Annotated in this window: 28 protein-coding genes; 14 read left to right on the top strand and 14 right to left on the bottom strand. The window is 42.9% G+C overall.

All coding sequences use genetic code 11. The features are described from left to right. The first annotated feature begins 1 nt into the window (after position 1). The 7 genes from ccmD (at position 2) to V7R35_RS00725 (ending at position 6,158) form a co-directional block, all read left to right on the top strand. Positions 2-211, top strand: coding sequence for a heme exporter protein CcmD (gene ccmD, locus V7R35_RS00695; protein ID WP_334012633.1), 210 nt, complete (start codon positions 2-4; stop codon positions 209-211). A gap of 122 nt (positions 212-333) precedes the next feature. Next, positions 334-846 (top strand): cytochrome c maturation protein CcmE, encoded by a 513-nt coding sequence (ccmE, locus tag V7R35_RS00700; RefSeq protein ID WP_334012634.1) that lies wholly within the window; start codon positions 334-336, stop codon positions 844-846. 3 nt (positions 847-849) lie between these two features. Then, on the top strand, positions 850-2,883 hold the full coding sequence (locus V7R35_RS00705) for a heme lyase CcmF/NrfE family subunit (RefSeq protein ID WP_334012637.1): 2,034 nt from the start codon (positions 850-852) through the stop codon (positions 2,881-2,883). After that, a complete protein-coding gene (locus V7R35_RS00710; RefSeq protein WP_334012639.1) occupies positions 2,883-3,500 on the top strand; it encodes a redoxin family protein in 618 nt (205 codons plus the stop codon). Before V7R35_RS00705 ends, V7R35_RS00710 begins: the two co-directional genes overlap by 1 nt. Next, positions 3,497-3,985 (top strand): cytochrome c-type biogenesis protein, encoded by a 489-nt coding sequence (locus tag V7R35_RS00715; RefSeq protein WP_334012640.1) that lies wholly within the window; start codon positions 3,497-3,499, stop codon positions 3,983-3,985. The genes V7R35_RS00710 and V7R35_RS00715 overlap by 4 nt, the downstream gene beginning before the upstream one ends. Next, entirely contained in the window at positions 3,982-5,262 is a 1,281-nt protein-coding gene (gene ccmI, locus V7R35_RS00720) for a c-type cytochrome biogenesis protein CcmI (protein WP_334012642.1), read from the top strand. The genes V7R35_RS00715 and ccmI overlap by 4 nt, the downstream gene beginning before the upstream one ends. A 2-nt stretch (positions 5,263-5,264) precedes the next feature. Next, complete coding sequence (locus V7R35_RS00725; protein ID WP_334012643.1) at positions 5,265-6,158, top strand: MlaA family lipoprotein; 894 nt, start codon at positions 5,265-5,267, stop codon at positions 6,156-6,158. A gap of 33 nt (positions 6,159-6,191) precedes the next feature. On the opposite strand, the gene V7R35_RS00730 is transcribed toward V7R35_RS00725, so the two are convergent. The 4 genes from V7R35_RS00730 to V7R35_RS00745 all read right to left on the bottom strand — a co-directional run bounded on the left by V7R35_RS00730 (position 6,192) and on the right by V7R35_RS00745 (position 9,732). Then, entirely contained in the window at positions 6,192-6,656 is a 465-nt protein-coding gene (locus V7R35_RS00730; RefSeq protein ID WP_334012644.1) for a hypothetical protein, read from the bottom strand. Positions 6,657-6,782: 126 nt separating this feature from the next. Beyond that, a complete protein-coding gene (gene galE / locus V7R35_RS00735; protein WP_334012645.1) occupies positions 6,783-7,805 on the bottom strand; it encodes a UDP-glucose 4-epimerase GalE in 1,023 nt (340 codons plus the stop codon). Continuing rightward, the gene (locus V7R35_RS00740) at positions 7,802-8,104 is read right to left on the bottom strand and encodes a DUF6170 family protein (RefSeq protein WP_334012647.1); all 303 of its coding nucleotides are present in this window, start codon (positions 8,102-8,104) and stop codon (positions 7,802-7,804) included. The genes galE and V7R35_RS00740 overlap by 4 nt, the downstream gene beginning before the upstream one ends. A 107-nt stretch (positions 8,105-8,211) precedes the next feature. Next, a complete protein-coding gene (locus V7R35_RS00745) occupies positions 8,212-9,732 on the bottom strand; it encodes a peptide MFS transporter (protein WP_334012649.1) in 1,521 nt (506 codons plus the stop codon). 609 nt (positions 9,733-10,341) lie between these two features. On the opposite strand from V7R35_RS00745, the gene galU reads away from it, so the two are divergent. Next, positions 10,342-11,235: a UTP--glucose-1-phosphate uridylyltransferase GalU gene (gene galU, locus V7R35_RS00750; protein WP_334012650.1), complete on the top strand. Its 894-nt coding sequence runs from the start codon at positions 10,342-10,344 to the stop codon at positions 11,233-11,235. 181 nt (positions 11,236-11,416) lie between these two features. Here the strand turns inward: galU and V7R35_RS00755 are convergent, their stop codons facing one another. The 7 genes from V7R35_RS00755 to queF all read right to left on the bottom strand — a co-directional run bounded on the left by V7R35_RS00755 (position 11,417) and on the right by queF (position 19,453). Then, positions 11,417-11,725 carry a ComEA family DNA-binding protein gene (locus V7R35_RS00755; protein WP_334012652.1) on the bottom strand — a complete coding sequence of 103 codons (309 nt, stop codon included), beginning with the start codon at positions 11,723-11,725 and terminating at the stop codon, positions 11,417-11,419. Positions 11,726-12,004: 279 nt separating this feature from the next. Beyond that, entirely contained in the window at positions 12,005-13,012 is a 1,008-nt protein-coding gene (locus V7R35_RS00760) for an isocitrate dehydrogenase (protein WP_334012655.1), read from the bottom strand. Positions 13,013-13,374: 362 nt separating this feature from the next. Continuing rightward, positions 13,375-14,985 (bottom strand): histidine kinase, encoded by a 1,611-nt coding sequence (locus tag V7R35_RS00765; protein ID WP_334012656.1) that lies wholly within the window; start codon positions 14,983-14,985, stop codon positions 13,375-13,377. Between the two features lie 11 nt (positions 14,986-14,996). Further along, a complete protein-coding gene (locus V7R35_RS00770; protein ID WP_334012657.1) occupies positions 14,997-15,371 on the bottom strand; it encodes a DUF3192 domain-containing protein in 375 nt (124 codons plus the stop codon). Positions 15,372-15,579: 208 nt separating this feature from the next. After that, the gene (gene ppnN / locus V7R35_RS00775; protein ID WP_334012658.1) at positions 15,580-16,941 is read right to left on the bottom strand and encodes a nucleotide 5'-monophosphate nucleosidase PpnN; all 1,362 of its coding nucleotides are present in this window, start codon (positions 16,939-16,941) and stop codon (positions 15,580-15,582) included. Positions 16,942-16,958: 17 nt separating this feature from the next. Continuing rightward, on the bottom strand, positions 16,959-18,530 hold the full coding sequence (locus V7R35_RS00780) for a GGDEF domain-containing protein (protein ID WP_334012660.1): 1,572 nt from the start codon (positions 18,528-18,530) through the stop codon (positions 16,959-16,961). Positions 18,531-18,592: 62 nt separating this feature from the next. Further along, on the bottom strand, positions 18,593-19,453 hold the full coding sequence (gene queF, locus V7R35_RS00785; protein ID WP_334012662.1) for an NADPH-dependent 7-cyano-7-deazaguanine reductase QueF: 861 nt from the start codon (positions 19,451-19,453) through the stop codon (positions 18,593-18,595). Between the two features lie 96 nt (positions 19,454-19,549). Between queF and syd the strand changes: the two genes are divergently transcribed. Next, a complete protein-coding gene (syd, locus tag V7R35_RS00790; RefSeq protein ID WP_334012664.1) occupies positions 19,550-20,164 on the top strand; it encodes a SecY-interacting protein in 615 nt (204 codons plus the stop codon). 45 nt (positions 20,165-20,209) lie between these two features. On the opposite strand, the gene V7R35_RS00795 is transcribed toward syd, so the two are convergent. Next, the gene (locus V7R35_RS00795) at positions 20,210-20,500 is read right to left on the bottom strand and encodes a hypothetical protein (protein ID WP_334012665.1); all 291 of its coding nucleotides are present in this window, start codon (positions 20,498-20,500) and stop codon (positions 20,210-20,212) included. 284 nt (positions 20,501-20,784) lie between these two features. On the opposite strand from V7R35_RS00795, the gene V7R35_RS00800 reads away from it, so the two are divergent. Together V7R35_RS00800 and V7R35_RS00805 are read left to right on the top strand one after the other, a co-directional pair. Next, positions 20,785-21,150, top strand: coding sequence for a DUF3192 domain-containing protein (locus V7R35_RS00800; RefSeq protein ID WP_334012666.1), 366 nt, complete (start codon positions 20,785-20,787; stop codon positions 21,148-21,150). A 194-nt stretch (positions 21,151-21,344) separates the two neighbouring features. Next, positions 21,345-21,992, top strand: coding sequence for a GNAT family N-acetyltransferase (locus V7R35_RS00805; RefSeq protein WP_334012667.1), 648 nt, complete (start codon positions 21,345-21,347; stop codon positions 21,990-21,992). An 879-nt stretch (positions 21,993-22,871) separates the two neighbouring features. Here V7R35_RS00805 and V7R35_RS00810 read toward each other — a convergent pair. Both V7R35_RS00810 and V7R35_RS00815 read right to left on the bottom strand, forming a co-directional pair. Next, complete coding sequence (locus V7R35_RS00810; RefSeq protein WP_334012668.1) at positions 22,872-23,174, bottom strand: DUF3301 domain-containing protein; 303 nt, start codon at positions 23,172-23,174, stop codon at positions 22,872-22,874. 1 nt (position 23,175) lies between these two features. Beyond that, positions 23,176-24,225 (bottom strand): DUF3549 family protein, encoded by a 1,050-nt coding sequence (locus V7R35_RS00815; RefSeq protein WP_334012669.1) that lies wholly within the window; start codon positions 24,223-24,225, stop codon positions 23,176-23,178. 180 nt (positions 24,226-24,405) lie between these two features. On the opposite strand from V7R35_RS00815, the gene V7R35_RS00820 reads away from it, so the two are divergent. From V7R35_RS00820 to V7R35_RS00830, 3 genes are all read left to right on the top strand, one after another. Further along, positions 24,406-24,795 (top strand): YqcC family protein, encoded by a 390-nt coding sequence (locus V7R35_RS00820; RefSeq protein ID WP_334012670.1) that lies wholly within the window; start codon positions 24,406-24,408, stop codon positions 24,793-24,795. Beyond that, positions 24,795-25,574, top strand: a complete 780-nt coding sequence (gene truC, locus V7R35_RS00825) for a tRNA pseudouridine(65) synthase TruC (RefSeq protein WP_438823439.1) — start codon at positions 24,795-24,797, stop codon at positions 25,572-25,574. The genes V7R35_RS00820 and truC overlap by 1 nt, the downstream gene beginning before the upstream one ends. A gap of 114 nt (positions 25,575-25,688) precedes the next feature. After that, on the top strand, positions 25,689-26,138 hold the full coding sequence (locus V7R35_RS00830; protein WP_334012671.1) for a flavodoxin domain-containing protein: 450 nt from the start codon (positions 25,689-25,691) through the stop codon (positions 26,136-26,138). Positions 26,139-26,218: the final 80 nt, after the last annotated feature.

Consider the following 26,218-nt stretch of genomic DNA (forward strand, 5'->3'; position numbering starts at 1 on the left):
TATGCAGTTTGAGTCTTTCTCTGATTTTATCAATATGGGTGGCTATGCGTTTTACGTGTGGTTGTCTTTCGGCGTTACTTTTTTTTCAATGGGCATCATTGCCGTACAAAGTTATTTAAAGCAGTCGTCGCTTTTAAAAGCGGTGATTGTTGAGCAAGAGCGTAAGGCGCGCATAAAAAAAGCGCGACAAGAAAATACTCACGCACAGTAAGGTTGCGCGGCATTTATTGTTAAGCGCACCAAATACAAGTGCTTGTGCACAAGTACATAAAGAAAAGCACTTAGTGCTTTATTTTGAATAAATTTTTTAGTTTTTCGAAGTGAGATAGTTGCATGAATCCCAGACGAAAGCAGCGATTAGCCGTAGTAGGCATAGTCGGTTTGTTAGTTATAAGTGCAATTGGATTAATGCTTTATGCATTAAACGACAGTATTGACCTTTTTTACACGCCTAGCGAAATCGTTGAAGGTAAGAACGGGCAAAAGCCACAAGTTGGTCAGCGCCTTCGTATCGGTGGCATGGTAGTGCCAGGAAGTGTAAAACGCGACAGCGAAAGCTTGGCGGTATCGTTCGATTTGATGGACACCGGCCCCATAGTTACCGTGACTTACAGCGGTATTCTTCCTGACCTTTTCCGAGAAGGGCAGGGCATTGTGGCAACAGGGGTGTTAACGGGTTCCACAAACATAAAAGCGCAAGAAGTATTAGCCAAGCACGATGAAGAGTACATGCCGCCTGAGCTTGCTGAGAAGATGAAAGGCATTAAGCACGTAAAACCTGAGAATATGCCTTCATATAACTCACCAAGCGAGCCTGCTACTATCGACAATTCTGGAGGGATGTAAATTATGGTCCCGGAGATTGGTAATATTGCGCTTACCTTAGCGTTAGTGTTGTCTATTTTGCTCGCTGTTTATCCGTTGTGGGGTGCGCATCGTCAGCATGAAACACTGATGGCGACGGCTAAGCCTTTAGCTATTGGCTTGTTTCTTTTTACACTGATTGCCTACTTATGCTTAACCTACGCTTTTGTCACAGACGATTTTAGCGTTGCCTACGTTGCTCAACACTCTAATAGCCGCCTGCCGATATATTACAAGATTACTGCTGTGTGGGGTGGGCATGAAGGCTCCTTCCTATTGTGGGTGCTAATGCTTTCCGTATGGACGGTAGCGGTAGCCATATTCAGTAAGGGCATTCCGCTTGCTATGGTAGCAAGAGTGCTATCGGTACTAGGCATGGTCGGTATCGGCTTTTACCTATTTATGCTGCTTACTTCAAACCCGTTCAACAGCATGCTGCCATTTTTCCCTGTGGATGGAAGAGACTTAAATCCGCTATTACAAGATTTTGGCATGATCATCCACCCACCTATGCTCTACATGGGGTACGTCGGGTTTTCCGTTGCCTTTGCTTTTGCTATTTCGGCATTGATCTCAGGCCAATTGGACTCAACGTGGGCCCGTTGGTCTCGCCCTTGGGTGATTGCTGCATGGGCTTTTCTAACCGTTGGTATCGCCCTTGGTAGCTGGTGGGCTTATTACGAACTAGGCTGGGGTGGCTGGTGGTTTTGGGATCCTGTAGAAAATGCGTCATTTATGCCTTGGTTAGTGGGCACAGCATTAATGCATTCTTTGGCGGTTACTGAAAAGCGCAAGGCGTTTAAGTCTTGGACAGTGTTACTTGCAATTGCTGCGTTCAGTTTAAGCTTGCTTGGCACTTTCTTAGTGCGCTCGGGGGTGATTGTTTCAGTACACTCATTTGCCAGCGACCCAACACGAGGGCTGTTTATACTTGGTATTTTGATTGTACTTAGCGGTTTTGGTTTGCTGTTATATGCACTGCGAGCCTCATCTCTCAAAAGCCCTGGGCGTTATCAAGCGTTCTCTCGTGAAGTTTTATTGATGGGTAATAACGTATTTTTATGTGCTGCCACTTTGGTAGTGCTACTTGGTACGCTTTTACCGCTAGTTCATAAGGAACTAGGCTTGGGCAGTATTTCTGTGGGCGCACCGTTTTTCAACCAGATGTTTACGCTGTTAATCGTACCGTTTGTGTTGATGTTGGGTCTTGGCCCATTAACTCGTTGGAAGCAGCAAAAAGCGAGCGAGTTACAAAAGCAGCTATTGCTTGCTGGTGGTATAGCGCTAAGTGCAGGCGTGCTGGTTAATTTTACTTACGACACGCCAACCTTTATGGGCGTACTTGGTATGGTGTTGGTGTTTTGGATTTTAGTTACTACAACACAAGAAGTAATGCAGCGTATTTCAGCCATGCCCGACAATAGTGACAACAGCACGCTTATGAAAAAGCTCGGCAAGCTAACGCCTAGCCATTGGGGAATGGTGTTAGGTCACGTTGGGTTCGCTATTTTAATTATTGGCGTTACCTTAGTGTCTAATTACGAGCATGAGCGCGATGTAAGAATGGACGTAGGCGACACCGTTACACTGTCTGGGTATGACTTTACGTTTAAAGCAGTAAAAGAAATTGAAGGGCCAAACTACAATGCTGACGCAGGCGTGTTTGACGTTTCTCGAAACGGTGAATTTATTGCGCAGTTGGTGCCAGAAAAGCGTCTTTACATAGTGCAACGTATGCCTATGACTGAAGCGGCTATTCATTCAACCATTGCACGAGATTTATTTATTGCGATGGGAGAACCACTAGATAACGGTGCTTGGGCAATAAGAATCTACATTAAGCCTTTTGTCATATGGCTTTGGGCCGGTGCTGTAGTAATGGCAATCGGTGGTATTTTCTCGATTAGCGATAAACGCTATCGAATGGCAAAAGTGAAAAAGGTAAAAAATGCCTATGCTGCCATGAAGGGAAGCAATGTTGTTAGCAATTTCAGTGTTGCTGCAAAAGGAGACGCGTAATGAAAAAAGCCCCCTTAGTTGCCATTCCACTAGTACTGTTTTTAATGTTGGTAGTCTTTCTATTTAAAGGGTTGTTTTCAGATCCACGAGAATTAGACTCTCAGGTAAAAGATAAAACGCTTCCTCCGTTTTCTCTTCCAGACTTAATGAACCCGGACACTACGTATACGCCTGAAGATTTAAAAGGGCAGGTGACTATATTAAACGTTTGGGGCGTGTGGTGTGTAACGTGTGCGGTAGAGATGCCCTATCTAACTCAGCTTAAAAATGAACACGACGTTCACATTGTTGGGTTATATTTCGACCAAGATTTAGACCCAGACTTTGGGACAAAAACACTTACTCGAGTACAACAAGAAGTAGTGGAGATGTTAAGTCGTTATGGTAATCCTTACGCGTTTAATATTTTCGATGTATATCGAGACACCTCGTTAGACTTGGGCGTGACTGGCGCTCCAGAGCACTTTGTCATCGACGCTTCAGGCATCATTCGCATGCACCATATAGGCGACATTAACGAGCGAGTATGGCGCAACAAAATAGGGCCGTTGTACGAGAAGCTTCGCAATGAATCGCTAAATGATTTAGCCAATGAAGTAAGTGAGCCAGCCGAATGATTGATTTAAGCCTCTCAACCCATCGCGCTAAGTTAGTAACGCGTGTTTTCGCTATATTAATTCTTCTTGCTTTGCATGTTGGCGGCGTGAGTGCCGCCGAAGATAAGTTTACATTCGACTCAGATGCCCAGCGAGCTAGCTTTTTGCGCTTAACTGCGGAGTTGCGCTGTCCTATGTGTCAAAACCAAAACATAGCAGACAGCGACGCGATGATTGCCCATGATATGCGTAGGAAGGTTTATAGTTTGCTCAAACAGGGGAAATCGGAACAGGAAGTTATTGATTACATGAAAGCGCGCTATGGCGACTTTGTGCATTATCAGCCACCGGTGACCGCGGCAACATTTTGGTTATGGGCAGGCCCTGTTTTATTCATTTTTATTGCTCTGCTTTTGGTCATTCGAAGACGCAGCGTAACCCCACCTGAAGATATGGCTGCAAAGCTGGCTAAAGCTGATGCAATGTTGGAGCAAGAAAAAGAATGAGTTGGTCTGAATTTTATTTGATTGTATCTGGGCTAATTACGTTTGTTTTGCTCATAATTGCTTTTCCCTGGCTACGACAAAAAAATCATGCGAAGCAAGATAGTCTTAGTAACACGCAAATTGTTAAGCAGCGTTTGGCTGAGCTTGATAGGGAAGTAAGCGAAGGGTTAATTACAGAGCATGACAAACGCCAAGCCGTAGATGAACTTAAACTTGCGCTTGTAGATGAAAGTGCATTCGAAACTAGACAAAAAGGTGGCGCAAAGCTGCCTATAGCCCTAGGGGGTGTTATTGCCATTGCTGCAGGCGCCATTGTTTATTCACAAGTGAATCAAATGCAGCGTGTAACACAGGCAAGTGAGGCCATTGATGCACTTCCTAAATTAAGCCAACAACTTGCAAATGGAAATGCCAACAACCTTTCACAAAAAGATATTGCAAACTTGGCGCTAGCCATTCGTCAACGACTTCGTGAAGAGCCTGATGATGATACCGGGTGGATGTACTTTGGCCGATTAATGTTGAGTATCGGTCAAGAGGTGCAAGCAATTGAAGCTATTGATAAGGCCGTGAGTCTGTCACCCAACAATACGAATAACCGCATTACGCTAGCACAAGCGCTGATGACGACAGGTGACGTAAACAACTTAGAGCGCGCGCAGCGTGTATTATTAAGCTTGTTAGGCAATAACCCAGAGAATGATAATTTAGCGCTTATGACGGCTGTGGTTTCTGCGCAGCTCGGCGACCTCGAAAATACAAAGCGCTACTTTGCGCAGGTTGAATCGAAACTTTCGCCAGAAAGTGATATGACAATGCGTTTGCGTTCTCGTATTAGCGAATTAGAATCACAGTCGCTTAATGCACCTGACGCTACTAAAAACAGTCCTTCCGAAAAGGACGATACGTCTGTTGCAAATGCCTCTGCTACAGGTTTTTCAGTGACGATAAGTATGTCAGAGGACGCAAAAGAGAGCGCACCTAAACGCGGCTTCTTAATTGTTTTTGCACAAGATGCAACGTCAGAAAATAAAATGCCGGCGGCGGTATTGAAAATGCCTATCCAAGGTTTCCCTTTAACGGTACAGTTAACCACAGACAACGCGATGATGCCGCAATATACATTGGCATCGCTGTCATCTGCGAAAATAACCGCACGCTTGTCATTAGATGGAGATGTGTCTGTTTCTGAAGGTGAGTGGGAAGGCACAACGTTAAGCCCCGTTGTTAGTGGGCAAATTTCTTCATTAAATGTGACTGTAGATAAGGAACTGTAGTTATGGATTTTTCAAAGTCACTCACTGCTGGGTTACTGATTGTAATAAGCTTGTTGGGTGGATGTGCGAGTAATAATGCACAACAGCAAGCGTCACAAAACGTTGCTTCACAAGAACTAACGGCAAATGAACAAGCAGCTGTTGATACGTCTGACCCAAGAGATCCGCTTGAATCGGTAAACCGCGTGGTGTGGGACTTTAACTGGGAAGTACTAGACGCCTATATCCTTCGCCCAGTAACCGTTGCATACGTGTCTGTTATGCCACAATTTGCTCGTACAGGCTTGTTAAATGCCGCACAAAACTTAGAAGAACCTGCCAACCTTACTAACAACTTATTGCAAGGTAAGGTGGATGACGGCCTCGATAGCCTGGCACGTTTTCTAATTAATTCCACGGTTGGCTTGCTTGGCACTATTGATGTGGCATCTAAAATTGGCTTGGACAGAAAAGAAGAGCAGTTTGGTGAAACCTTGGGCGTATGGGGCGTAGATACTGGCCCATTTTTAATGCTGCCTTTCTTAGGCCCAAGCGATCCGCGAAGCTTTACCGGAGATTATGTTGATGGTTTCGCTTTCCCAATGACACTGATAGACGGTGGTTTGAACTTCGCACGATTGGGTATTTCACTTCTTGAAACAAGAGCACAGTTGTTAGATCAAGAAGCGCAAATAGAGCAAGCTGTTGATGATTATGCATTCCTTAAAAATGCGTACTTTGAGCGTTTAGAGTTCCGTGTTACCGATGGCAGAAGCGGCGACAAAGTTATTGAAGAAGAACAGTTGGACGACTTTGCCGACTTCGAAGCAATGCTTGAAGGTACTGATTTTGAAGAATACGAAGAGAAAGAAGAGCTGGAAGAGCAAAAAGATAAAAAGGACAACGACGGTAACTAGTCGAACGCTAAGTATGGTAATTCTCTGCGGCAGTTATTGCTGGTTTACCTGTAACGTATAATCAACGGTGTAAGGCTGCCGCAAGTTTAAGTTGCTTTGCACCGTAATATTTCCAAACACATTTATTGTAAAGTCAGCGCCATTTCCTTTAGACCTTACATAAACGGGTTGATTATCATAAATAAAAGTCGTTCCCGATTTTGATCCAATTAACTCTGCCACAGGCGCGTAGCTTAACGATGTATTGCTGCTACCAGTCAAAATTACTTCTATGTTTCCGTTTCGAGGTAAGTTAGTAACAACTATCTGCCCAATAGATATTTCGCCATCGGTGGCGTCACAGTCACCCGAAATCACACCAAATTGAGACATGGTGCAGCTAAGACCAAGTTGGCCAGATACTGAGCCAAAGTGGACAGGAGTTACTTCGACGAGAGTGATAGCAAATGTACTGAAAGACATTGCCGCAAAAGTTGAGATGAGTAGGGTTTTAAACATGAAACTGCGCACTGTTTTATTTTTGTTTTTATAGATGATATCCGAGATGTGTGCGTTTGTTAAATTAGTCAAAAGTAGGGCGCATAAGCATGCGCCCCTCCAATATAATTACAGGCAAGCCTGTAATTAGGCTTTTGGGTAGCCTGTAGGATTTTGTGATTGCCAATTCCAGGTGTCAGCACACATTTCTTCTAGCCCCTTTTCAGCATGCCAGTTTAGCTCTGTTGCGGCTTTAGTTGGGTCGGCATAACACGCTGCCACATCACCGCTACGGCGAGGAGCAATTTTATAAGGTACTTTTTTGCCTGAGCCTTTTTCGAAAGCGGTTACCATCTCTAAAACAGAGTAGCCCTGGCCCGTTCCCAAGTTGTACTTATCTAGCCCCATGTTAAGTGCAAGGCGATCTAATGCTTTTAGGTGACCGTTAGCTAGGTCAACAACGTGTATGTAGTCGCGTACGCCTGTTCCATCAACGGTGTCATAGTCGTCGCCAAATACACTAAGCTGCTGTAGCTTACCTGTTGCTACCTGAGAAATGTATGGCATTAGATTATTAGGAATGCCATTAGGATCTTCACCTATCTGGCCCGAGTGGTGTGCACCAACAGGGTTGAAGTAACGAAGCAGTACAATGTTCCATTCGTTATCTGAAACATACAGGTCACCTAGCATGTGCTCAATCATAAGCTTCGACATGCCATAAGGGTTTGTTGGATGTCCTGTTGCCATATCTTCGCGAAGTGGAAGCGAAGCCGGATCGCCGTATACGGTTGCAGATGAACTAAACACAATGTTCTTTACATTGTGCTTTTGCATTGCTTTACATAAGTTTAGTGTGCCATATACGTTGTTTTCATAATAAGACAGTGGCTTTTCTACCGACTCACCAACGGCTTTTAAGCCCGCAAAGTGAATAACAGCAAATATGCTGTGCTCACTAAAGATATCATCTAGTACTGCGGTATCGCGAATATCGCCTTGCACAAAAGATACATTCTTACCCGTCAGTGCTTCAACACGTCTTAGTGATTCTGCGCTTGAGTTAGATAAGTTATCTAATACAACTACACCAAAGTCTTGCTCAAGCAGCTGTAAAACGGTGTGGCTTCCAATATAGCCTGCACCACCAGTAACTAGGATGGTTTTCATGCATTTTCCTTGCTTGTTTGCTGCGCTATATATTTTGCGCAAATAGAGTATTGAACGGGTTTAATCACTAATGGATAAAACAAAAATACCACAAATGCCCACAGTAACGAGGTCCAATTTGACGCGGTTTGAAGGATAAGAGCAAATACCGGCACAATAACAAGTAGTTTTAATACGTTAAGCAGTGTTTTTTCGGGCACAGACAATCGCTTTGCCGCTTTATCAAGCTGCTTTACGCGCTCAGTTAAGGGTAACCCTTTAAGTGCTGGAATGTCTCGAGTAGAAAAATAAAACTTCATAAAGTGCTCTTGGTAAAAATACGCTTAATAAAAAAACCGCCGAAACGTGAGTGACGGCGGTCATTGTAGGGTAATTGGTTAGTGGTTAAAACACCAACACAGCTTTCTTAAGCTTTTTCTTCAATACCTGCTTTTTCCCAGAAACGAGATTTAAAGCTCATCAAGCCAATGACGATTGCAATGGCAATGCTAAATAAGGCTATTTGAAGATAAAGGTCTGGCATTTGCTCTACTTTTTCAGGATCGAAGTTACCAGATAGAAGGCCTGCAATAATATTACCGATAGAGTACGTTAGAACGAATACGCCCATCATCTGACCCGCAAAGCGCTTAGGCGATAGCTTACTTACTGCACTTAGTGCTACCGGGCTAAGACAAAGCTCACCAACCGTATGAAGGAAGTATGTAGTTACTAACCACATTGGCGCTACTTTCAAACCTTGAGCAGCGTATTGAGAAGCCATAAACATCACCAAGAAACCCGATGCCATGATAACAATACCTATTGCACACTTGATGGTGTAAGAAGGATCTATCATACGCTTCGCAAGGTTAATCCAAAGTGCAGCGAAGAATGGCGATAAAATGATGATGAATAGTGAATTAGAAAGCTGGAACCACACCGTAGGGATAGCATCCATACCGAACCAAGACGTTAAGAATGAACTACTTTCTACTACACGGTCTGTGTAGTTCTGCGCAAATAGGTTTAATGAAGAACCTGCTTGCTCGAAACCAGACCAGAAGCATGCTGAAGCAACGCAAACCAAGAACAACGCCCACATACGCTTCTTCTCGTTGTCACTTAGCTTTCCATTGAAATAAATAAAGCCAAAATAAAGGAAGAAGATAGCGGTAAATACCACAGCCACCTGTTGTGCAAGTGCAACGGGTTCAATAACAATTGTGCCCATATGTGCAAGAATGATAACCACTATGGAAGCCGCTACTACACCAAAAACTCCTATCCACGCACGCTGTTTTGCTGCTCCCTCGTAAGGGTTTGCTGGTGATACTGATTCATCAGAAAGTGAACCATTGCTAAAGTAATATTGGATTAAGCCAATCGCCATCCCTACGGCTGCTGCGCCGAACGCATAATGCCAGCCCCAGTCTTCTTGAAGGTAGCCTGTTACAAGGTATGCTATTAACGAGCCTATGTTGATACCCATGTAGTAAAGGGCGTAGCCACTGTCACGTCGGCCATCATCGTCGCCATACTGCTGGCCAACCATAGCAGAAATATTTGGCTTCAGCAGGCCGGTACCTGTTGCTACAAGGATAAGACCAACGAAGAAAAGGTTTTGAAGGTCAATTGCCAGAACAACGTGTCCAGCAAAAATAATAAGGCCGCCATACCAAACGGCCTTTTTACCACCAATTAAGCGATCAGCTAACCAACCACCTGGTAGACCTAGAAAATATACGGCACCTGTATACAAGCCGTAGATGGCACCTGCGGTAGCTACAGTGAAGCCTAGGCCTTGTGTTTGTAAGCTAGCTGTCATGAATAGAACAAGAAGGGCACGCATGCCGTAGTAACTCATACGTTCCCACATTTCTGTGAAGAACAGCGTTCTCAAGCCCCCTGGATGGCCGAAAAAGCTAGTATCGTTAGATGATTTCATAATTTTATTTTAATTCCACATTGCTTATGGTTGTTATTGTAGAGCACTTATCTAGGCAGGCTCTTTGATTTTCTGATTGATTTTTTGAACTATGTCCGTACGCGGATAGCCATTTATACTGTAGCTTGCTTGCAGACACAAGATGTGGGCGATAAACAACCAAGAATGTGGTGTCAATCGCCCAACTTATGTCCATTGTAATTAAGAAGTAACTTTAATGAATTAGGTTTTTTGCTACTGCACTGAGTAAGAATTGTTTATGGGTTGACTGGTATTTTGAAAAACGTAATCCGTTAGATTTGAATAGTTATACAATTTCAGAATACTTTTTTGTTTATTCACTGCAGTGTCTGCTTGAGGGTACGCAATAAACGGATTACCATATTAGCCTCAGTTTCACCAATTTAGTGCAATTGCTGTACTAGCCCTATCCTTAGCGCTAGCTTTTGATGGGCAGAGTATACGCTGTGGTGGAGATGCTCTATTAATTGTACTAGAGATTTAGAGCTGGAATGCACATTGCATTAGTAAAATAATAACAGAGCATTATTTCGTTTTTTCTTCGTCAGGAAATGTAGAAACGAAGCTGATCAAAAAAGGATATTAAACATGAGTCAGGTAAAAAAAGCAGTTATTCCTGTAGCAGGCCTTGGGACAAGAATGCTTCCAGCTACCAAAGCCATTCCAAAAGAAATGTTACCAGTGGTTGATAAGCCGCTTATCCAATACGTGGTAAGTGAATGTGTGGCTGCTGGTATCAAGGAAATTATTTTGGTGACTCATGCTAGTAAAAACAGTATTGAAAACCACTTTGATACGTCATTTGAACTTGAAGCAACCCTAGAAAAGCGTGTTAAGCGTCAGTTGCTTGAAGATGTTCAATCTATTTGTCCTAAAGACGTTACTATCATGCATATTCGTCAGGGTGTTGCTAATGGCTTAGGTCACGCAGTACTGTGTGCTCGCCCAATTATTGGTGACGCGCCTTTTGCTGTTGTTCTACCAGACGTTATTATTGATGATGCAGCAAGCAATCCTAAGAAAGACAATCTGGCAGATATGGTAGCTAAATTTAACACAAGCCGTGTAAGCCAAGTAATGGTTGAGCAGGTGCCAGACGAAGACGTGTCTAAATTTGGTATTGCAGATTTGGACGGTGCATCAATAGAGCCAGGACAATCTGCGAAAATTCACAAGATGGTAGAAAAACCACCACTTGATGAAGCACCTTCTAACTTAGCGGTAGTCGGCCGTTATGTATTGTCTGAAAAAATTTGGGACTTACTAGAGTTTACACCGCCTGGCGCAGGTGGTGAAATTCAGCTTACCGATGCTATCGATGCACTTATGAATTTAGAACAAGTTGACGCCTATTATATGAAGGGCAAAAGCCATGATTGTGGTAGCAAGCTAGGTTATATGAAAGCTAACGTTGAATACGCGCTTCGTCACCCTGCGCTAGGCGAAGAGTTCAAAGAGTATCTGGCAACGGTGCTTAAATAAGCAGTTTTGAATTAAGTAATAAAAAATGCGCCTTTTTGGCGCATTTTTTATAGGTTTTATTGCGAATAAACAACACACCTTACTAGCTTTAGACGTTCGCAAAAGGTTTAAAGCGTTTCTAGCGATGAAGGAACTATATTACTTACGACTCGCTAAAGCTTCTTTTTTGCGAACGGTTCTATTAATTCGCCACCATCACAAAGTGTTCAATTTTACTTAGCATTTTAGGGCCAATTCCCTTAACTTCGGTAAGTTGCTCAACCTCTAGGAACTCTCCCACATCCGTGCGATAGTTAACGATTGCTTGCGCTTTCGATTTACCAATGCCTGGCAACGCTGTTAGCTCGTCTACTGATGCGGTATTAAGGTTAATCTTTTGGCTTACCTCGGCATGTTGAGCGGGTACAGAAACGTTCTCTTGGGCATGTGCAATATGCGCTTGAAATGCCATCGCAGTAATAATTGCTAAACCTGTCAGTGTTTTTTTCATGATCTTTCCTTATCTTTATTGCTGTTAATCCCTTACAGCGAAATGTGTGAGGGCATAGTTGTACAAAACGAGTACAAGGTAGAATGATACGAAGAAGTTGAAATTACACCAGTCCAGTTTTAGTACAGTTTTTCGTGAGTGAGTGAGGCGAATTGGTTGTTAAAAGAGGCAAGGTTAGAACAGATAAAAAAATAGCGGGCTGATGCCCGCTATTCTCTTGTCTGTATTAAACCACTTTCTATGGAAGTGGACTTTTACATAAGCTTTTAACTAGAAGTCTTATAGACGCTCAAGAAGCGCTTCTGTGAACTCAGTAGTGCCTGCTTCACCGCCAAGGTCGCGTGTAGTGCGGTCGCCAGACTCAATGACGTCTTTTAGTGCAGTGCGGATCTTCTCAGCTTTGTCGCCCATGTTAAGGTATTCAAGCATTTGTGCAGCAGCAAGAACAACAGATGTTGGGTTTGCAAGGTTTTTACCTGCAATATCAGGTGCTGAACCGTGCACCGCTTCAAAGATAGCGCAATCTTCACCAATGTTCGCACCAGGTGCCATACCTAGGCCGCCTACAAGGCCAGCACAAAGGTCAGACAGGATATCGCCGAATAGGTTAGTAGTAACAATTACGTCGAATTGATGTGGGTTCATAACAAGCTGCATGCAGCAGTTATCAACGATCATTTCTGCTGATTCGATATCTGGATAACGCTCACCAACTTCACGAGCTACTTTTAAGAACAGGCCAGATGTAGATTTAAGAATGTTAGCTTTGTGCACAGCTGTTACTTTCTTGCGACCTTCACGACGCGCTAGTTCGTATGCGAATGTAACAATTTTTTCTGCGCCGTCACGAGTGATCTTACTCATCGCTTCTGCTTCGTTGCCATCTTCTGAAACAACTTGGCCCAAACCAGAATACATACCTTGAGTGTTTTCACGTACTGTAATGATGTCGATGTCTTCGTAACGCGCTTTTGTGCCTTTAAAAGACATTACAGGGCGTAGGTTAGCATAAAGCTTAAATTGCTTACGTAGGCTAACATTGATTGAAGTAAAACCTTCACCTACCGGCGTAGTAAGAGGGCCTTTTAAGGCAACTTTGTTTTTCGCGATTAGATCAAGTGTTGCTTGAGGAAGCAATTCACCGTGCTCTTCTAGGGCTACCAATCCAGCGTCGGCATAATCATAGGCAAAGTCACAGCCAACCTTATCTAAAATTTTTGTGGTCGCATCGATGATATCCGGGCCAATGCCGTCACCGCGAATGACTGTAATACGTTGCTGAGTCATGTTGAGGGATCCTCTGGTAATTCTGTTGTCAAAATCGTTAGGTTTACTAAATTGCTATTTGGCGAGCGATATGCACCAAAGTTTGTCTGCTTGCTTATTATAATGGATTTTGTAGGGATTTTGCCGTAAGCAGCGCAAAAGTTGCCGTATTTTATACGATAGGGGGCGTAAGTTATAGCCATTCGTAAAGATTAATTACGTTATAACGTGTTTTTGCTTCATTCATCTCTGTGCGACTTTAGTGTTAGTGTAAGAATTTTACTTGTATAAGTTCAAAGAGTAAAACTCTGCATATATTTTGCGGCACGGAATTGTCTTGGCTAGCGGGCTTAAATAGGGTGCGAACTTAATTATATGACAACTTAATTAGGTAGCGGGCAAAAAAGCAGAGCACCCTGATCATGTACAGTGCTAGTTAGCGCGCTGAAATCAACGTTTATCCGATTAAGCAGGCTCTTAAACTCCAAATTTTGTTGTAAAGAAAATATATCTCCCTTGAACAAACACGCTTTAGCCATTGCGAAGCTTATCAACATAATAGCGTGTTCTTGCTTAAGTGAGCTTGGAACACTGTCGTTAGACTTTGCACAATGGTGAAGAACCGCTCGCCACGTAGCGCTCTGATGCCAATTCCCTGCCAGTTCGCTTGATATAGACAGCCAAGGTGTTTGTGACTTTACTTTGAACCCTTGGTTTATCATTAAATCATCAGCGTCATTGTTTGGAAGTGTTGATGCAACCTTCAGCCCCGGTAAGGTGAATAACGGAGCACAAACAAACGTCATGGTAAGTGCTGCTGACTGAGGCGAGAATTTACTGTTACATAAACTAGCCACATGACTTGCGAAAGAACACGAAAGTAGCGTGAACTGCTTGCACATACCAAGTAGTGGAAAATCGTTTTGTGTAAGGCGCTCTAGCAATGCAAACTGCATCAGCATATCGCCCACGCGCTCAATACCGTAGGTCATAACCGCTTGTTTTATATTTTTAACAGGTATCTGCAGCCTGTTATCTTGTCCTGCGGTATGCATTAAGAAGCGGTTGAAGGTTTCTACTTTTTCTATTTTTGTACAAAGTGCAGGAATTTCTACGTCTCGCTTTTGTAATTCGTCAATTATGCCAAGTAGGGCCTGAGGTGGACGCTGTATATCAAATGATACTGGTAAGAATTGACTTCCGCCGGTTGAAGCACGCTGTTTAGCAGTATCGGTATATAACGCGATAAAGTGAGCGAAAGGTATAAAAAGCGGTTTGGGGAATACAATAGTTGAAAGCGGAACCCATTCACCTTCAGTATCTTTGTTTGCTAGGCTAAAAATAAAGCCATGTTTTTGCTGAATATCGATGAGTACGCCTGGGGTGTTTTTGGCATACACCTTGGCGCCTGGCATGGGTTTTACAAATAAATCAATAATCGCCGTTACGTATTCCCTGTGATGCGTTGGTGTTTTCTTGGCTATAGCTGAAAACAGGGCAGTAGGAGATATGTTCTCTGAGCTATTCAGCAAAGTTGCGCTTATAAGGCAAATTCGTTGCGCTGCGCATAGTCTTACATCGGCAAGCGCGGGGCCGCATTTTTCAGAAAACATCACCTTTTGAATACGAAGAATATCTAGCCACACCATTAGCTTCTTTGCCTTCAAGAAACGTAACAACGCAGTAATATTTTGCTTTTTATTTGCTTCGGAGTGACACCAGTGGGCTGCGATGACCGCAGCGAGAATGTGTTGGGTGTAGTGGTCATTAAACTGGGTTAGTTTGCAAAACAGAGCAGTTAGTAAAGCCTGCTTTGTACAAAAAGGCAGTTCGCTTTGTAGCTGAACAAGGGAGGCCGGAATAGCTGGGTGCGCATGTACCAGCGTTATCACTCGCTTTGCCGTTTTGAGCCAGTGATTTATGCACTGTTCGGTGATTAGCGTGTTTTCTGGTTGTTGAACAAGGCGGCTAAGTGTGGAAACGATATCCGTCACTCCCGTTTACCTCAGCTTTTCTGATAGCTTGAGTAGGCTCCTTCTCCCCACGCTATCAGTTTATCATTTTCAAATAAAAGCGGAGTACATTCATCCTGAGTTGTTAGGCCATCAGCTCGAACGTGTTGCGTTCTAAAAAACATAACTTGTATTGCCATTGCGCCTTGGCGTTTCGCTTCTGTGATATCTGGAGACCCTAAAAGTGCTAACACCTCTTCACGAGTGCTACCCAGTTTCAGTTTAGTAATTTGAACTCGGTTGTATTCTTCACGGTCTTTCCAATCCATGTTTTCAGGCTTATCGGGATAAAAGGCGATAACCATAAAAACAAACACCGCGTAGAGCGCGACACCAGCTAATATTAGACGAATGACTTTGGTGTTCATGACCGTAACTTCTCGTTTCCATTTCGAGTCTAATGCAGTTGTCACCATGATCGCTTAGGCGTTGACGCTACGCAGCTGCGCAATGCATTAGTACTTTGTATCTAGTAAGAATATGTTGTTAGTTTACTAGTGTATCTCAAAAAGTGCCTTAAACATAAGTAGTAAACGTAAGCAAATGCATCAAATAATGTGTGTGCGTCATCGCGTTTCATTTTTGCTTAACAACATAGCAGGGTTCATAGGCACTACCCGGCAGTTTCATGCGGTGCTGCGCCACAAATGATTCTAACAACGTATCTATTTTGCTCATTAAATTGCTATCGCCAGTTAGTTCAAACGGGCCTCGCTCTTTAATTTGTTTTATGCCTTCTGCCTTCACATTTCCAGCGACAATACCAGAGAAGGCTTTTCGCAGGTTAGACGCTAAACTACTTTTACTTTGCGATAAATGAAGTTGAAGCTGCGACATCGATTCATGGGTAGGAATGAAAGGCTTTTGAAAATCGGCATCAACTTTCAATGACCAATTAAAGCTATAAGCATCGCCCATCGCCCCTCTAAACTTCTTCACTTTATCCAATCCGCTGCACAGGGTTCTTGCTACTTCTTCAGGATCATTGACGATAATTTGATATTTAGCTTGTGCTTCACTTCCAAGCGTATCAGCTACAAAAGCATCGATGGCTTCGAAATAGGCTTCACTTCCAGCAGGTCCAGTAAGTACCACAGGAAAGGGCTGTTGCGCGTTGCGCTCATTCATCAGTATGCCTAATAGATAAAGCAATTCTTCTGCGGTACCTACGCCACCCGGAAAAACAATAATACCATGACCTAGTCTTACGAATGCTTCCAAACGCTTTTCAATATCTGGCATAATAATGAGTTCATTAACAATCGCGTTAGGCGGCTCTGCAGCAATAATACTAGGCTCAGAAATACCTATATATCGGCCATTTTTTTGACGTTGCTTGGCATGGCCAATAGTGGCGCCTTTCATAGGCCCTTTCATTGCACCAGGGCCACAGCCTGTGCAAATATTCATATCTCGAAGGCCCAGCTGATAGCCAACTTCTTTTGTATATTTATATTCTGTTTGGTTTATCGAGTGGCCGCCCCAGCAAACAATAGTATTTACGCCATCATTACCTTCTAATGCATTGGCATGGCGTAACATATCGAAAACCATATCAGTAATATCACTGCTTTCAGCGGGTTCATCTTGGTGAAGAAATGCGTACTTATTACCCATGTACAGCATGTCACGAAGCACGGCGAAAAGGTGTTCATGAACTCCTCTTACTAAGTTGTTATCTACAAATGCAACTTCAGGAGGGTTGAGCAGCTCAATTTTTACGCCACGCTCGCGTCGTACAAGTTTGATGTCGAAGCTTTCATAGGGGGCAAAAAGTGTCTCATAGTTATCCTCATCAACGCCGCTGTTGAGTACTGCTAAACAACAGTTTTTGAACATAGAGAAAAACTCACTGTCTGTGGCATCCTGAAGGCGGGCTACTTCCACCTGAGACAGTTGGCTCATAGAGCCAACCGGATTAAGCTGCACTTTTTTCATATATCAGCATCCTTGTGCTAATTATTTAAATCTGTGATAACGCGGTTACGTCCATCCCTCTTTGCTCTGTATAAATATTCGTCTGCACGCTCAAATACCGAGTCTGTATTATCATCTTTGTGAAAGCATGTGGCGCCAAATGAAGCGGTAATTCTTACCTTTTCCTGTTTGAACTTAAACGGCAATGAAGCCAGGTGGGTACGCATTTCATTTAGCTTCTTGTCGACCCTATCAATGTCTGCGTTTGGAAATAACATAACAAATTCCTCACCGCCCCAACGTGCGATGAATTCATGTTTTTCCATGCTTTGTTTTAAGTGACGGCTTACCACTTGAAGTGTTTTATCTCCTGCGGCGTGACCAAAACGGTCGTTAATCGATTTAAAATGATCGATATCAACTACCGCCACAGCAAGGGGCTCGCCGGAATCTTTGAAATGTGAGAAAGCATGCTCAAGTTTTTCGTTATACGCTTGTCTGTTTGGTAGCCGAGTTAATGTGTCGGTTCTACTTTGCATCACTTGCTCGGCAAGTTTCTTTTTGTAAACAGCCGTTTTTTGTTGAAGTGTTTCAATACGCTCTTGCATTGATGACAGCAACGAGACCAGCGCTTCTTGCCCTTTCTCGTCATTGTTCTGTTGTTCAGATAGCGTTGACATTAAGTTTTTCACACAAGACTGAGCCTGTTCTTTTAGCACTTCTAGAGAGTCGCTTTCAGACACGGCTTCTTCGATACTATCGATGTGAGACTTAAGCTGTTCGTTACCTGCTTTACGCTGCTCAAACTGCGACTTACTGCCTTCAATGCTTTCCGATACGCTGCTATTAATTTGCCCTAACGAGTTGTGTAGGCTTTGTATTACCTTTCCGGTAAGACTTGCCTCAGACATTGCATCTTGAACAATCATCCGCAATATTACTACACAGCTTTTCAGCAGCTGATTTTCATCCATACCGCTTTCTAAACGGTCTTTGATATCATTAAGCTGCTTATCGTTAGGCTTTTTCTGAGCATATGAAGCAATCAGCTGATTTAACTCAACAAGGATAGAACGGTAGTGAGGGTTCTCGTCTTGTGGAGCCGTGTGATTTTCTTCACCATCGCTGATTGAAGAAATGTGCTCAGCCGGTGAGGCATTTAACTTTTCTTCAGTGGGTGCCAGCGATACCATTTTCTTGTTTAATGCTACACGATGTAACGTAAGTGCCTTTGCATAGAGTTTGTATATGCTATACACATCATTAATAGGCTGATTTAACTTGATGAGCTCTTTCGTCGTCAACGTTTTCAGTTCGTCATCTTCAAAAACAATTTTTTGAAGTTGTTTCATCGAGTCTTCAATAGAAGCCGCGGTATCAGACGTGTATTTCTTTAAGGTTACATCTTGGTGCTGAATTAAATTATTAAGCTTTTCAATGCTAACTGCAGCTAGGCTAAAGTTAGGCGTGCCAGAAAGGTGCCCACGTAGTTTTCCTAATTCGTTATCAATCTTATCTGAAAAGCCTTCATAAAAAGCTGAAAGCCTGATGATAAATTGGCAAAGAAGCGCATTGTTCTGTTTATAAGCTTGTAATTGTTTAGCTTCCATTTTTATTTGTCTTCATTGGTTAGCTTAATAATTGTTTTTTTGTAAGGTACTCGCGCTACACATTATTGTCTGGCTTGACGATGATTTGCATAAGGCGCTTCAAAGTTAGAACGGAACGGGTTGATGTCTAGCCCGCCGCGACGCGTGTACCTTGCACACACGGTAAGCTTATTTGGCTTGCAAAGCTGCATAATGTCGTTGTAAATACGTTCAACACATTGTTCATGAAATTCATTGTGTTGCCTGAAGCTTATCAAATAACGCAGTAACCCCTCGTGCTCAATAGCTTTTCCTTGATAGCGTATTTGAATACTAGCCCAATCTGGTTGACTTGTGATCAAACAATTCGATTTTAGTAAATGAGATACTAAGGTTTCACTCACCTCGTCTTGCTCGCTATCTACGGCTAAGAATCGAGTCTCAGGGGAATAATCGGTTACTTCTATATCAAGATCGTCAAGCAAAGTACCGCTAAATTCTTTAAACTTTAAGGTCTCAAAAGCACTGGGAAGAATTAAGTTAACGCTTACGCCTTCTCCTGCACAGTTCGAAAGGTCTGCCTCTAGTGTCTTGCGAACGTCTTCAGGCGACGCAAACTTACTTTGGTTAAAGCTATTCAAATAAAGTTTGAAAGACTTCGATTCAATCAGGAATTCAGAGGTAATTGGTACATCACATTCCAAGATGGCGATTTGTGGCTTACCTTTAGTATTTAGCCACGATAACTCGTATCCCGTCCATGTATCTATACCTGAGAATGGTAGTGCTCCTTTACCCAAGGCCAAGGTGTCTCTACTTAAACTACGAGGTACGCCTTGGAGAAGGCCAGGGTTGTATTCAAATTCATATTCAACCTGCTTTCCTAAGGAAAGATCATCGGGTGCTTTTATTGATACTTTTGAGGGTGATTTGTCTGTCGACATAAGAACCTTTTAACATTATCTAGTAACAACAATGGCAAAGTTGACATCGCCATTTATAAGTATAGTGTACCCCAAAAATACGTAGGTAACTCCACAATGGGTCTAACAATTTCAGAACAAATAGATAAATTTGTATCATCTTATGTCGACGCTGCAAACGAGAGTGGTCTCAAAGTGGCTTATGAGGCGAACTGGCCATCTCCGTGTCTAGAACAAACAGCTACCATTGGTGCGTTAGCGCCTAGTGAAGGTGAAATGGTAAGTTGGGCACCTAAAATGCAAAACAGAACGCAAGACGAAATGCACGAGGGAACGCAAGGAAGAATGCAAGAACGCCAGAATAGTTTTTCCAATGTTGAGAATGCGATGTCGCTTTCATTGCATCCTGATTTCTGTGAATTTTTCACCCGTTATTACAGTGCGAATTTTACAGCGACCGCTGAACAAGGTCAGTGTGAGCTTCTTCAAGTTTGGAATGATGAAGATTTCGAAGGTCTTCAACAAAACTTGATTGGACACCTGCTTATGAAACAACGACTTAAGCAAGCTCCAACGCTTTTCTTTGGCTTGACCGATGAAGAAGATTTTATTCTTTCTATTATAAATGACACCGGTGAAGTTGCGCTTGAGCAAGTAGGAAAAGAGCCGCAGCAAATTGTAGCGCCAAATTTGGCGGCGTTTTTAGCATCTCTAACGCCAACACCTACTTGAGCGCTACAGCCAAAGCCAAAAGCTGCAATGCAGAAATTGATTAGGTCACTTTGATAATTGTTTAATTACATCACTTAAAGAGCGCTTTAAAAGCTCAACCTCGTTTTCTAGTTGGGCGACTCTTTCGCTTAGTGCTTGTTCCGCATTGTTCGTGGCAACTACCTTTTTAGGTGTATGCGCACTGCTTACGTTAAAGCGTTTTATAGTCTCAATTGCTTCGGTTACCGATACTTTGAACGGCGCTTTCGAGCGCAGCATGCCAACCGAGGGAGTCACTCCCTCTTGCTGCATCTTATGACACAATAAAACAAGCTTTTGTATATTGTCGTTATTCATTGGTCTTCAGGCTTCCGATAAATAAATTCTTGCTTCAGTTTACCTTGTGAAAAGTGTGAATTTCACTAATAAGTTTGTGTATTCGCCATTTTAATCGGTTAATAGAAAATGCTTTGTAAATAATTTTGATATTAATCAATGGCTTAAAAGTTGGCCTCAATTTTGTTTAACTGTGTTTAGTTGATATATATCAAAACAACGAGTGCACTAAACGTTCAGTCATTATTCATTTAGTGCGTTCTACTATAAAAACTAAGCACATAATGTTTAAACAAGGAATACACATGAAAACGCTTCTATTATCAGTCACACTGGCTTCTTCTGTTCTTCTTTCTGGCTGCGTTGTTTCGGTAGGCGGTGGATCTGATAGTCATTACGGCGCAGACTGGGAAGATAGAGAGTTTAATAATCGCAAGCACATAGCAAAGCTGGAAACAGGCGCAACATATGAAAACGTGCTGCGGAAAATGGGCGTTGCCGACTTCAACGAGCTCTTTGAAAAGCAGGATGGTACCTATCGTGTTTTATTCTATCGTACACAAAAAACCATGGGTGATGGCGTTACAACAAAAGATGAATGCACGCCACTTGTTTTCAAGAATGGAAGCTTGGTAGGTTGGGGCGATAGCGCGTACAGCTTAATGAACTAAAGCGTTGCGCTATATGTAGACTTTAAATGTTAATAAAAAGTTAACATGTGAGGGTTTTTCAAGTAGGCTAACAAATGAACAGTAAAAGTTAACGGATTACGTTTATGTAATCGATATTATTTTACTGATTCAAGTAACCAGTACTTTCAAGTAGTTGATAGTGCCGTTGCATTTCAGCCTTCGAGGAGACCCTCATGAATACTCACGCCTTAAATGATTCAACGGTGCCGCTGCACGAAACGGTTAAAGCAATCTATCTTACCGTCGACGATTTAAAAGTAGCCGCCTCTATTCTCTACAACGCTTATGTAGACGATCCTTTATTTATCGATATTTTCCAGGCCGAAAAAGAAGGTTATGAAAGTCGTCTTCGTTCGGCCATTCGGGAAGAGCTAAATGCATTTTGGGTAGCGGAGCAACCTATAATTGGATTGTTTGATAAAGAACGTCTTATTGCTGTTGCGTGCCTAACTGCGCCTGATGCAGCGTTTGGTGCAGGGCGTTATTGGCATTGGCGTTTGCGTATGCTGCTTACTGCAGGATTATTTGGCACTAAACAAATGCTTGAGAAAGAGGAAAAGGTGCGTTCACTGGTACCTGCTGAAAATTTTCACATGTTGAGCTTTATTGCGGTGCACCCCGACTATCAAGAGCATGGTTTGGGGCATGTTTTACTTGGCGCCATAGACAGCGTAGTAGATGAAGACAATAAGAGTGAAGGTGTCTCTGTTTTTGTCACGGTTGCCAAACATCGTTCGTTTTTCAACGATGATAACTATGAAATTGTAGGACAAGTCAGTCTTTCGCATGTTACTGGCGAAGTAATGTACAGAAAAAAGTAACAGCAATTCGCAAATTCTTTCCCTAAAGTCACATTTTCTTCAGCGTTTGTAAGACATTTCCTACAAATGCTGTGAGCGATCTTACCTATTTTGTGTATATTAAAATTAGACTAAAGTCTAAAGTCACTGATTTAATTAAATTTTTCTAGAGAAGACAAAAAAGTCCAAAAAAACACCCTTAAAAGTTTGTAATTCCATATGGCGGTAATATTTGGAAGGGATACTATGTACATGTCACAGGGATACACGACGAGTCAGGAAGATTTGAAAGGACTAACTGGGACAACTTAAGGACGAGATTCTCACAGGACAGTGAGTGAATGGAATGGAACACAGCGTGGACGCTGTAAACGAAAAGTACGGAATGCTGGGATGGATTGAAGGGACTAGTTCAAGGATAAGCGTAAGGGACTGGTTCAAGGGATTGACTGCGTGACAGGAGTCACAACAGGATGTAGCAGGAAGCCCACCTCATGGAAGAATTTGCACGGACGAGCAAACCACGGATGACATAGGACACGCCACGGATTTAGGTAAGACTACAGCAGGATGTGTAGTTATAAGGGAGTAACGGAAGGGATAGTCAGCGGAGTCTGACAAGGACAGCCTCAGGAAGAGGAACACTGCACGCAGGATGTGCAGTTATTAAGGATAAATGGAAAGGGACCTGCTCATGGATGGGTAGCTCGCACAGGAAGGCGCGAGAGAAAATGGAAAGGGGCGAATACGGATTTTAATCGGGATGATTTTAGTCGCAAAGGATCGCAGAGAGGGAAACTCAAAATTCCAAGAAAAAGGGGAGCCGTAAGGTTCCCCTTTTTTTTATGTTTATGCGAAAGCTCTCGTATTTGCATACATGCCAAACAGCAAAAGTTATGTTTACATTTTATGCGGTGGAACTTCAGTTCTGACAACGCGTAGCCCAATCATTTCAACCTCGCCGCTGTACCTGTCCTCTCCATTACTGGAAAATTCAAAAACAAATGTGCTTTGCCAGTCTGGTTTACCATACTTAAATGAAAAGCGAGTTTTACTACGGGCAACACTAAGCAGCTGTAATCCATGCGTGTCACAGTACTGTTTTAAATAGCTATTACTTCGTTCTGAAATGCCTCGTACGCGCCAAAACTGATACCCTGTAAAGCCAATAACCAACCACACAACCAATTCAAGTAACGTCATGTTATTGTCTCGCTTGAGCAAACAGCTTTTCAAAGGCACTGTATAGCGTTTTACTTTTCTGAGGCGAGTGCAACAGTGTTAGTACTTGTCTTCTTAATTTAGGAATTTGGACCAAGTCAGAAAAAAAACCGGAAAATAATGCGCCATTGTGAGCTTCTTGTTCATCGACCAAAGCGGCTTGCTCTAAGAAAGACGCGAGTAATTCATCATCGAGCTGCTCAAAATGGCGGGCAGCCACAACACTTAAAACATCTACACGTTGCGCGTTTTCATTTTTAAGAAGCTCTGTAAGGGCCTTATTAATGGTACCGCTATATTCCTGTGTAGACAGTCCGCGAAGCGCGGCAAGAGAAACATCAGCATCGCTATTAAGCCTATTAATAAATAGTGTTTCCATTGCTTCGTGAAGAGCAATGTTTTCGCACATTTCCATCATGGTATTTAAGAATACATCCGAATATAAACCATGATTTTTCACAAATGCGTTTACTAAACTATCGCGCTTGTCATGAGAAGGAAGCGAACATACAAAGTCAGCCACACTCTGCATTGATAGCTGCTGCCAGTCTACTAATTGAGGTGCTTGTATGTACGCTTCTACTTTTTGCGCATCTTCGCTCAATGGTTGGCTTAATGCGGTTTTTACCATAGCGTTGAACTGGGCAAGCAGCGTTTGGCCTGGTACAAATGAGTACGGGTTGTCAGGAAGGGTTTGCGCTTTCTCAGAATCATCTGCAACACTTTGCCCTAACGCATCCACAATAATATCTAAAAAATGATTTCGTGCAGCGGCAACTACCAAGCCTTGTTCATCAAGAGGCAGTTTTACAAACCAAATATAATGTTGTGTCGACGCGTGTTTATTCCAAAATACAATGCCAAACCAGGCGTGCTGTTGACGTGGGTACGGAGCGTATGCTGCGCCATTTTCTATATCTAGAAAGGCTTGTGCATCGGTGGGTACAAGTCGTCGTCCCATGTCGTACACATGGTACTCAGTTCCCGCATGTAATAAAAATTCGCTTATGGAATTAATGTTTTTAGCGCTCATTGCTCAATCCGAAATACTTCTGTTTGTGAAAGTTTATCACAGGTGTGCTTTTTACGGGTACGTCTAACAAATTGAGCGGTAGCAATGCTATACTCCGCTCGTTTTTTTACTGACAGCGCGATATACAAAAAGCCTTAAACGAACGCTGTCGTGTTTGTCGTTTTGTTCAATGAGGTGAAAGTGAGTGAATTCAATGCTGAGATGGCCGATGAATTGGTATGCCTAGTTCAAGCCATGAAGTCTGCAGAAATGTGGCCCAGCACACCTCCATCACAGCAAGCCATGCAGAGTACGACGCCTTTTGCTGTTGATTCAATGCCATTTGAGAGCTGGCTGGCTTTTATCTTCATACCCAAAATGCAATGGCTTTTGGACAGCGGTAATAAAGTGCCTGAAATGCAAATATACCCCGCGGCTGAATTGTATTTGGACTCTGGTGTTAAAGGCCGTGTAGAGGGGGGGGCCAAAGATAATGCCGATGAAAATGTTGAACAGAGAGTCTCTGGTGTTCTGGCATGCTTAAAGCGCATTGATGACATTGCTGCGCTAGCTAGTAAGGATGTAAATTAGTGGCCGAAACTCAACTCCCTATTAGCAATGATCTTCGCGAAAACCACGGCGGGAATGTACTTAACGTGCTTTACCAAGATGAATATATCGTTGCGATAGATAAGCCTCCCGGCATGTTGGTTCATCGAAGCCCCATAGATAAACACGAGACAGTGTTCGCGGTTCAAACACTGCGAGATCAATTGGGAAAGCACGTTTACCCAGCGCATCGTTTAGATAGGCCAACGTCGGGGGTACTGTTATTCAGCTTCAGTTCTGATATCGCAGCAGCGCTTGGCAAGCAAATGATGGAAAAGCAGATAGGTAAAACTTACCACGCATTGGTAAGAGGCTTTGTGCATAACAGTGGAATGATTGATTACGCGCTGAAGTATCGCTACGACAAAATTGCGGATAAACACAAACGTCCTCAACAGCCACCTCAGCAAGCTACGACTGTTTATGAGAGCGTACAGCGTTTTGAAGTACCTGAACCTGTTGGTAAATACCAAAGTGCAAGGTATACGCTTGTACGTTTATTACCAAGCACCGGCCGTAAACACCAATTAAGAAGACACATGGTGCATATTCGCCATCCTATTATTGGCGATACGACACATGGAGACGGCAAACAAAACAAATTCGCTAAAGCGCACTTTAATTTTTCAAACTTGGCCTTAAGTTGTACACAAATGGGCTTCACGCACCCAGTGCACCAAAAATGGATAACGGTTAATAGTGAAATGCACCACGAAATGCGAAAATTATTGGACGAGTTGGCGCCTTTCGCTGTTGGGTAGTTAGCCGCTTCACTAGGTGGGCAAAAAGTACGGGCGGATAGCGTAGGGTAGATTCAATATTCGAGCAGCACGGTTAATACTGCGGCGACATTAAACAAAGAAATAGAGGGTTAAATGAGTACATTGAAAATAATTGCGGGCACCGTGTATGGCAATGCTCAACATGTTGCTGAACAAGTTGAAGAGAGTTTAGCAGGGCAGGGCTTTGATTGTTCACTAGAAAGCGACCCATCAGTATCTGACTTCACAGATGCAGATGCGCTACTAATTATTACATCAACCACAGGCCAAGGTGATGTGCCACCAAATTTGGAATTTGTATTCTCCGATCTTCAAGATGAGTCTCCAGAACTGGCCGGCAAGCCTTTTGCTGTTGCCGCATTAGGCGACAGTAGCTACGGTGAAAGTTTTTGTGGGGCGGGCAAGCAATTTCAAACGCTTTTAACTGAGCTTAAAGGCAAGGCAGTAGCAGACATGCTTGAAATTGATGCAATGGAAACACTTGAACCTGAAAAGGATGTAGTAGAGTGGGTGAACTCAATTAAAGATAAACTGCTAGCGTAAGCTCACTACAACAAATGAAAAAGGCGCCGATAGGGCGCCTTTTTTGATGCAGTTATCTCAACAACGCTTTGTGGATCACT

The organism is Alteromonas sp. S167, from assembly GCF_036864375.1.
GTDB lineage: Bacteria > Pseudomonadota > Gammaproteobacteria > Enterobacterales > Alteromonadaceae > Alteromonas.

Coding starts and splice junctions, on each gene's coding strand:
- ccmD (WP_334012633.1), top strand. CDS start 2: ATGCAGTTTGAGTCTTTCTCTGATTTTATCAATATGGGTGGCTATGCG.
- ccmE (WP_334012634.1), top strand. CDS start 334: ATGAATCCCAGACGAAAGCAGCGATTAGCCGTAGTAGGCATAGTCGGT.
- V7R35_RS00705 (WP_334012637.1), top strand. CDS start 850: ATGGTCCCGGAGATTGGTAATATTGCGCTTACCTTAGCGTTAGTGTTG.
- V7R35_RS00710 (WP_334012639.1), top strand. CDS start 2,883: ATGAAAAAAGCCCCCTTAGTTGCCATTCCACTAGTACTGTTTTTAATG.
- V7R35_RS00715 (WP_334012640.1), top strand. CDS start 3,497: ATGATTGATTTAAGCCTCTCAACCCATCGCGCTAAGTTAGTAACGCGT.
- ccmI (WP_334012642.1), top strand. CDS start 3,982: ATGAGTTGGTCTGAATTTTATTTGATTGTATCTGGGCTAATTACGTTT.
- V7R35_RS00725 (WP_334012643.1), top strand. CDS start 5,265: ATGGATTTTTCAAAGTCACTCACTGCTGGGTTACTGATTGTAATAAGC.
- V7R35_RS00730 (WP_334012644.1), bottom strand. CDS start 6,656: ATGTTTAAAACCCTACTCATCTCAACTTTTGCGGCAATGTCTTTCAGT.
- galE (WP_334012645.1), bottom strand. CDS start 7,805: ATGAAAACCATCCTAGTTACTGGTGGTGCAGGCTATATTGGAAGCCAC.
- V7R35_RS00740 (WP_334012647.1), bottom strand. CDS start 8,104: ATGAAGTTTTATTTTTCTACTCGAGACATTCCAGCACTTAAAGGGTTA.
- V7R35_RS00745 (WP_334012649.1), bottom strand. CDS start 9,732: ATGAAATCATCTAACGATACTAGCTTTTTCGGCCATCCAGGGGGCTTG.
- galU (WP_334012650.1), top strand. CDS start 10,342: ATGAGTCAGGTAAAAAAAGCAGTTATTCCTGTAGCAGGCCTTGGGACA.
- V7R35_RS00755 (WP_334012652.1), bottom strand. CDS start 11,725: ATGAAAAAAACACTGACAGGTTTAGCAATTATTACTGCGATGGCATTT.
- V7R35_RS00760 (WP_334012655.1), bottom strand. CDS start 13,012: ATGACTCAGCAACGTATTACAGTCATTCGCGGTGACGGCATTGGCCCG.
- V7R35_RS00770 (WP_334012657.1), bottom strand. CDS start 15,371: ATGAACACCAAAGTCATTCGTCTAATATTAGCTGGTGTCGCGCTCTAC.
- ppnN (WP_334012658.1), bottom strand. CDS start 16,941: ATGAAAAAAGTGCAGCTTAATCCGGTTGGCTCTATGAGCCAACTGTCT.
- V7R35_RS00780 (WP_334012660.1), bottom strand. CDS start 18,530: ATGGAAGCTAAACAATTACAAGCTTATAAACAGAACAATGCGCTTCTT.
- queF (WP_334012662.1), bottom strand. CDS start 19,453: ATGTCGACAGACAAATCACCCTCAAAAGTATCAATAAAAGCACCCGAT.
- syd (WP_334012664.1), top strand. CDS start 19,550: ATGGGTCTAACAATTTCAGAACAAATAGATAAATTTGTATCATCTTAT.
- V7R35_RS00795 (WP_334012665.1), bottom strand. CDS start 20,500: ATGAATAACGACAATATACAAAAGCTTGTTTTATTGTGTCATAAGATG.
- V7R35_RS00800 (WP_334012666.1), top strand. CDS start 20,785: ATGAAAACGCTTCTATTATCAGTCACACTGGCTTCTTCTGTTCTTCTT.
- V7R35_RS00805 (WP_334012667.1), top strand. CDS start 21,345: ATGAATACTCACGCCTTAAATGATTCAACGGTGCCGCTGCACGAAACG.
- V7R35_RS00810 (WP_334012668.1), bottom strand. CDS start 23,174: ATGACGTTACTTGAATTGGTTGTGTGGTTGGTTATTGGCTTTACAGGG.
- V7R35_RS00815 (WP_334012669.1), bottom strand. CDS start 24,225: ATGAGCGCTAAAAACATTAATTCCATAAGCGAATTTTTATTACATGCG.
- V7R35_RS00830 (WP_334012671.1), top strand. CDS start 25,689: ATGAGTACATTGAAAATAATTGCGGGCACCGTGTATGGCAATGCTCAA.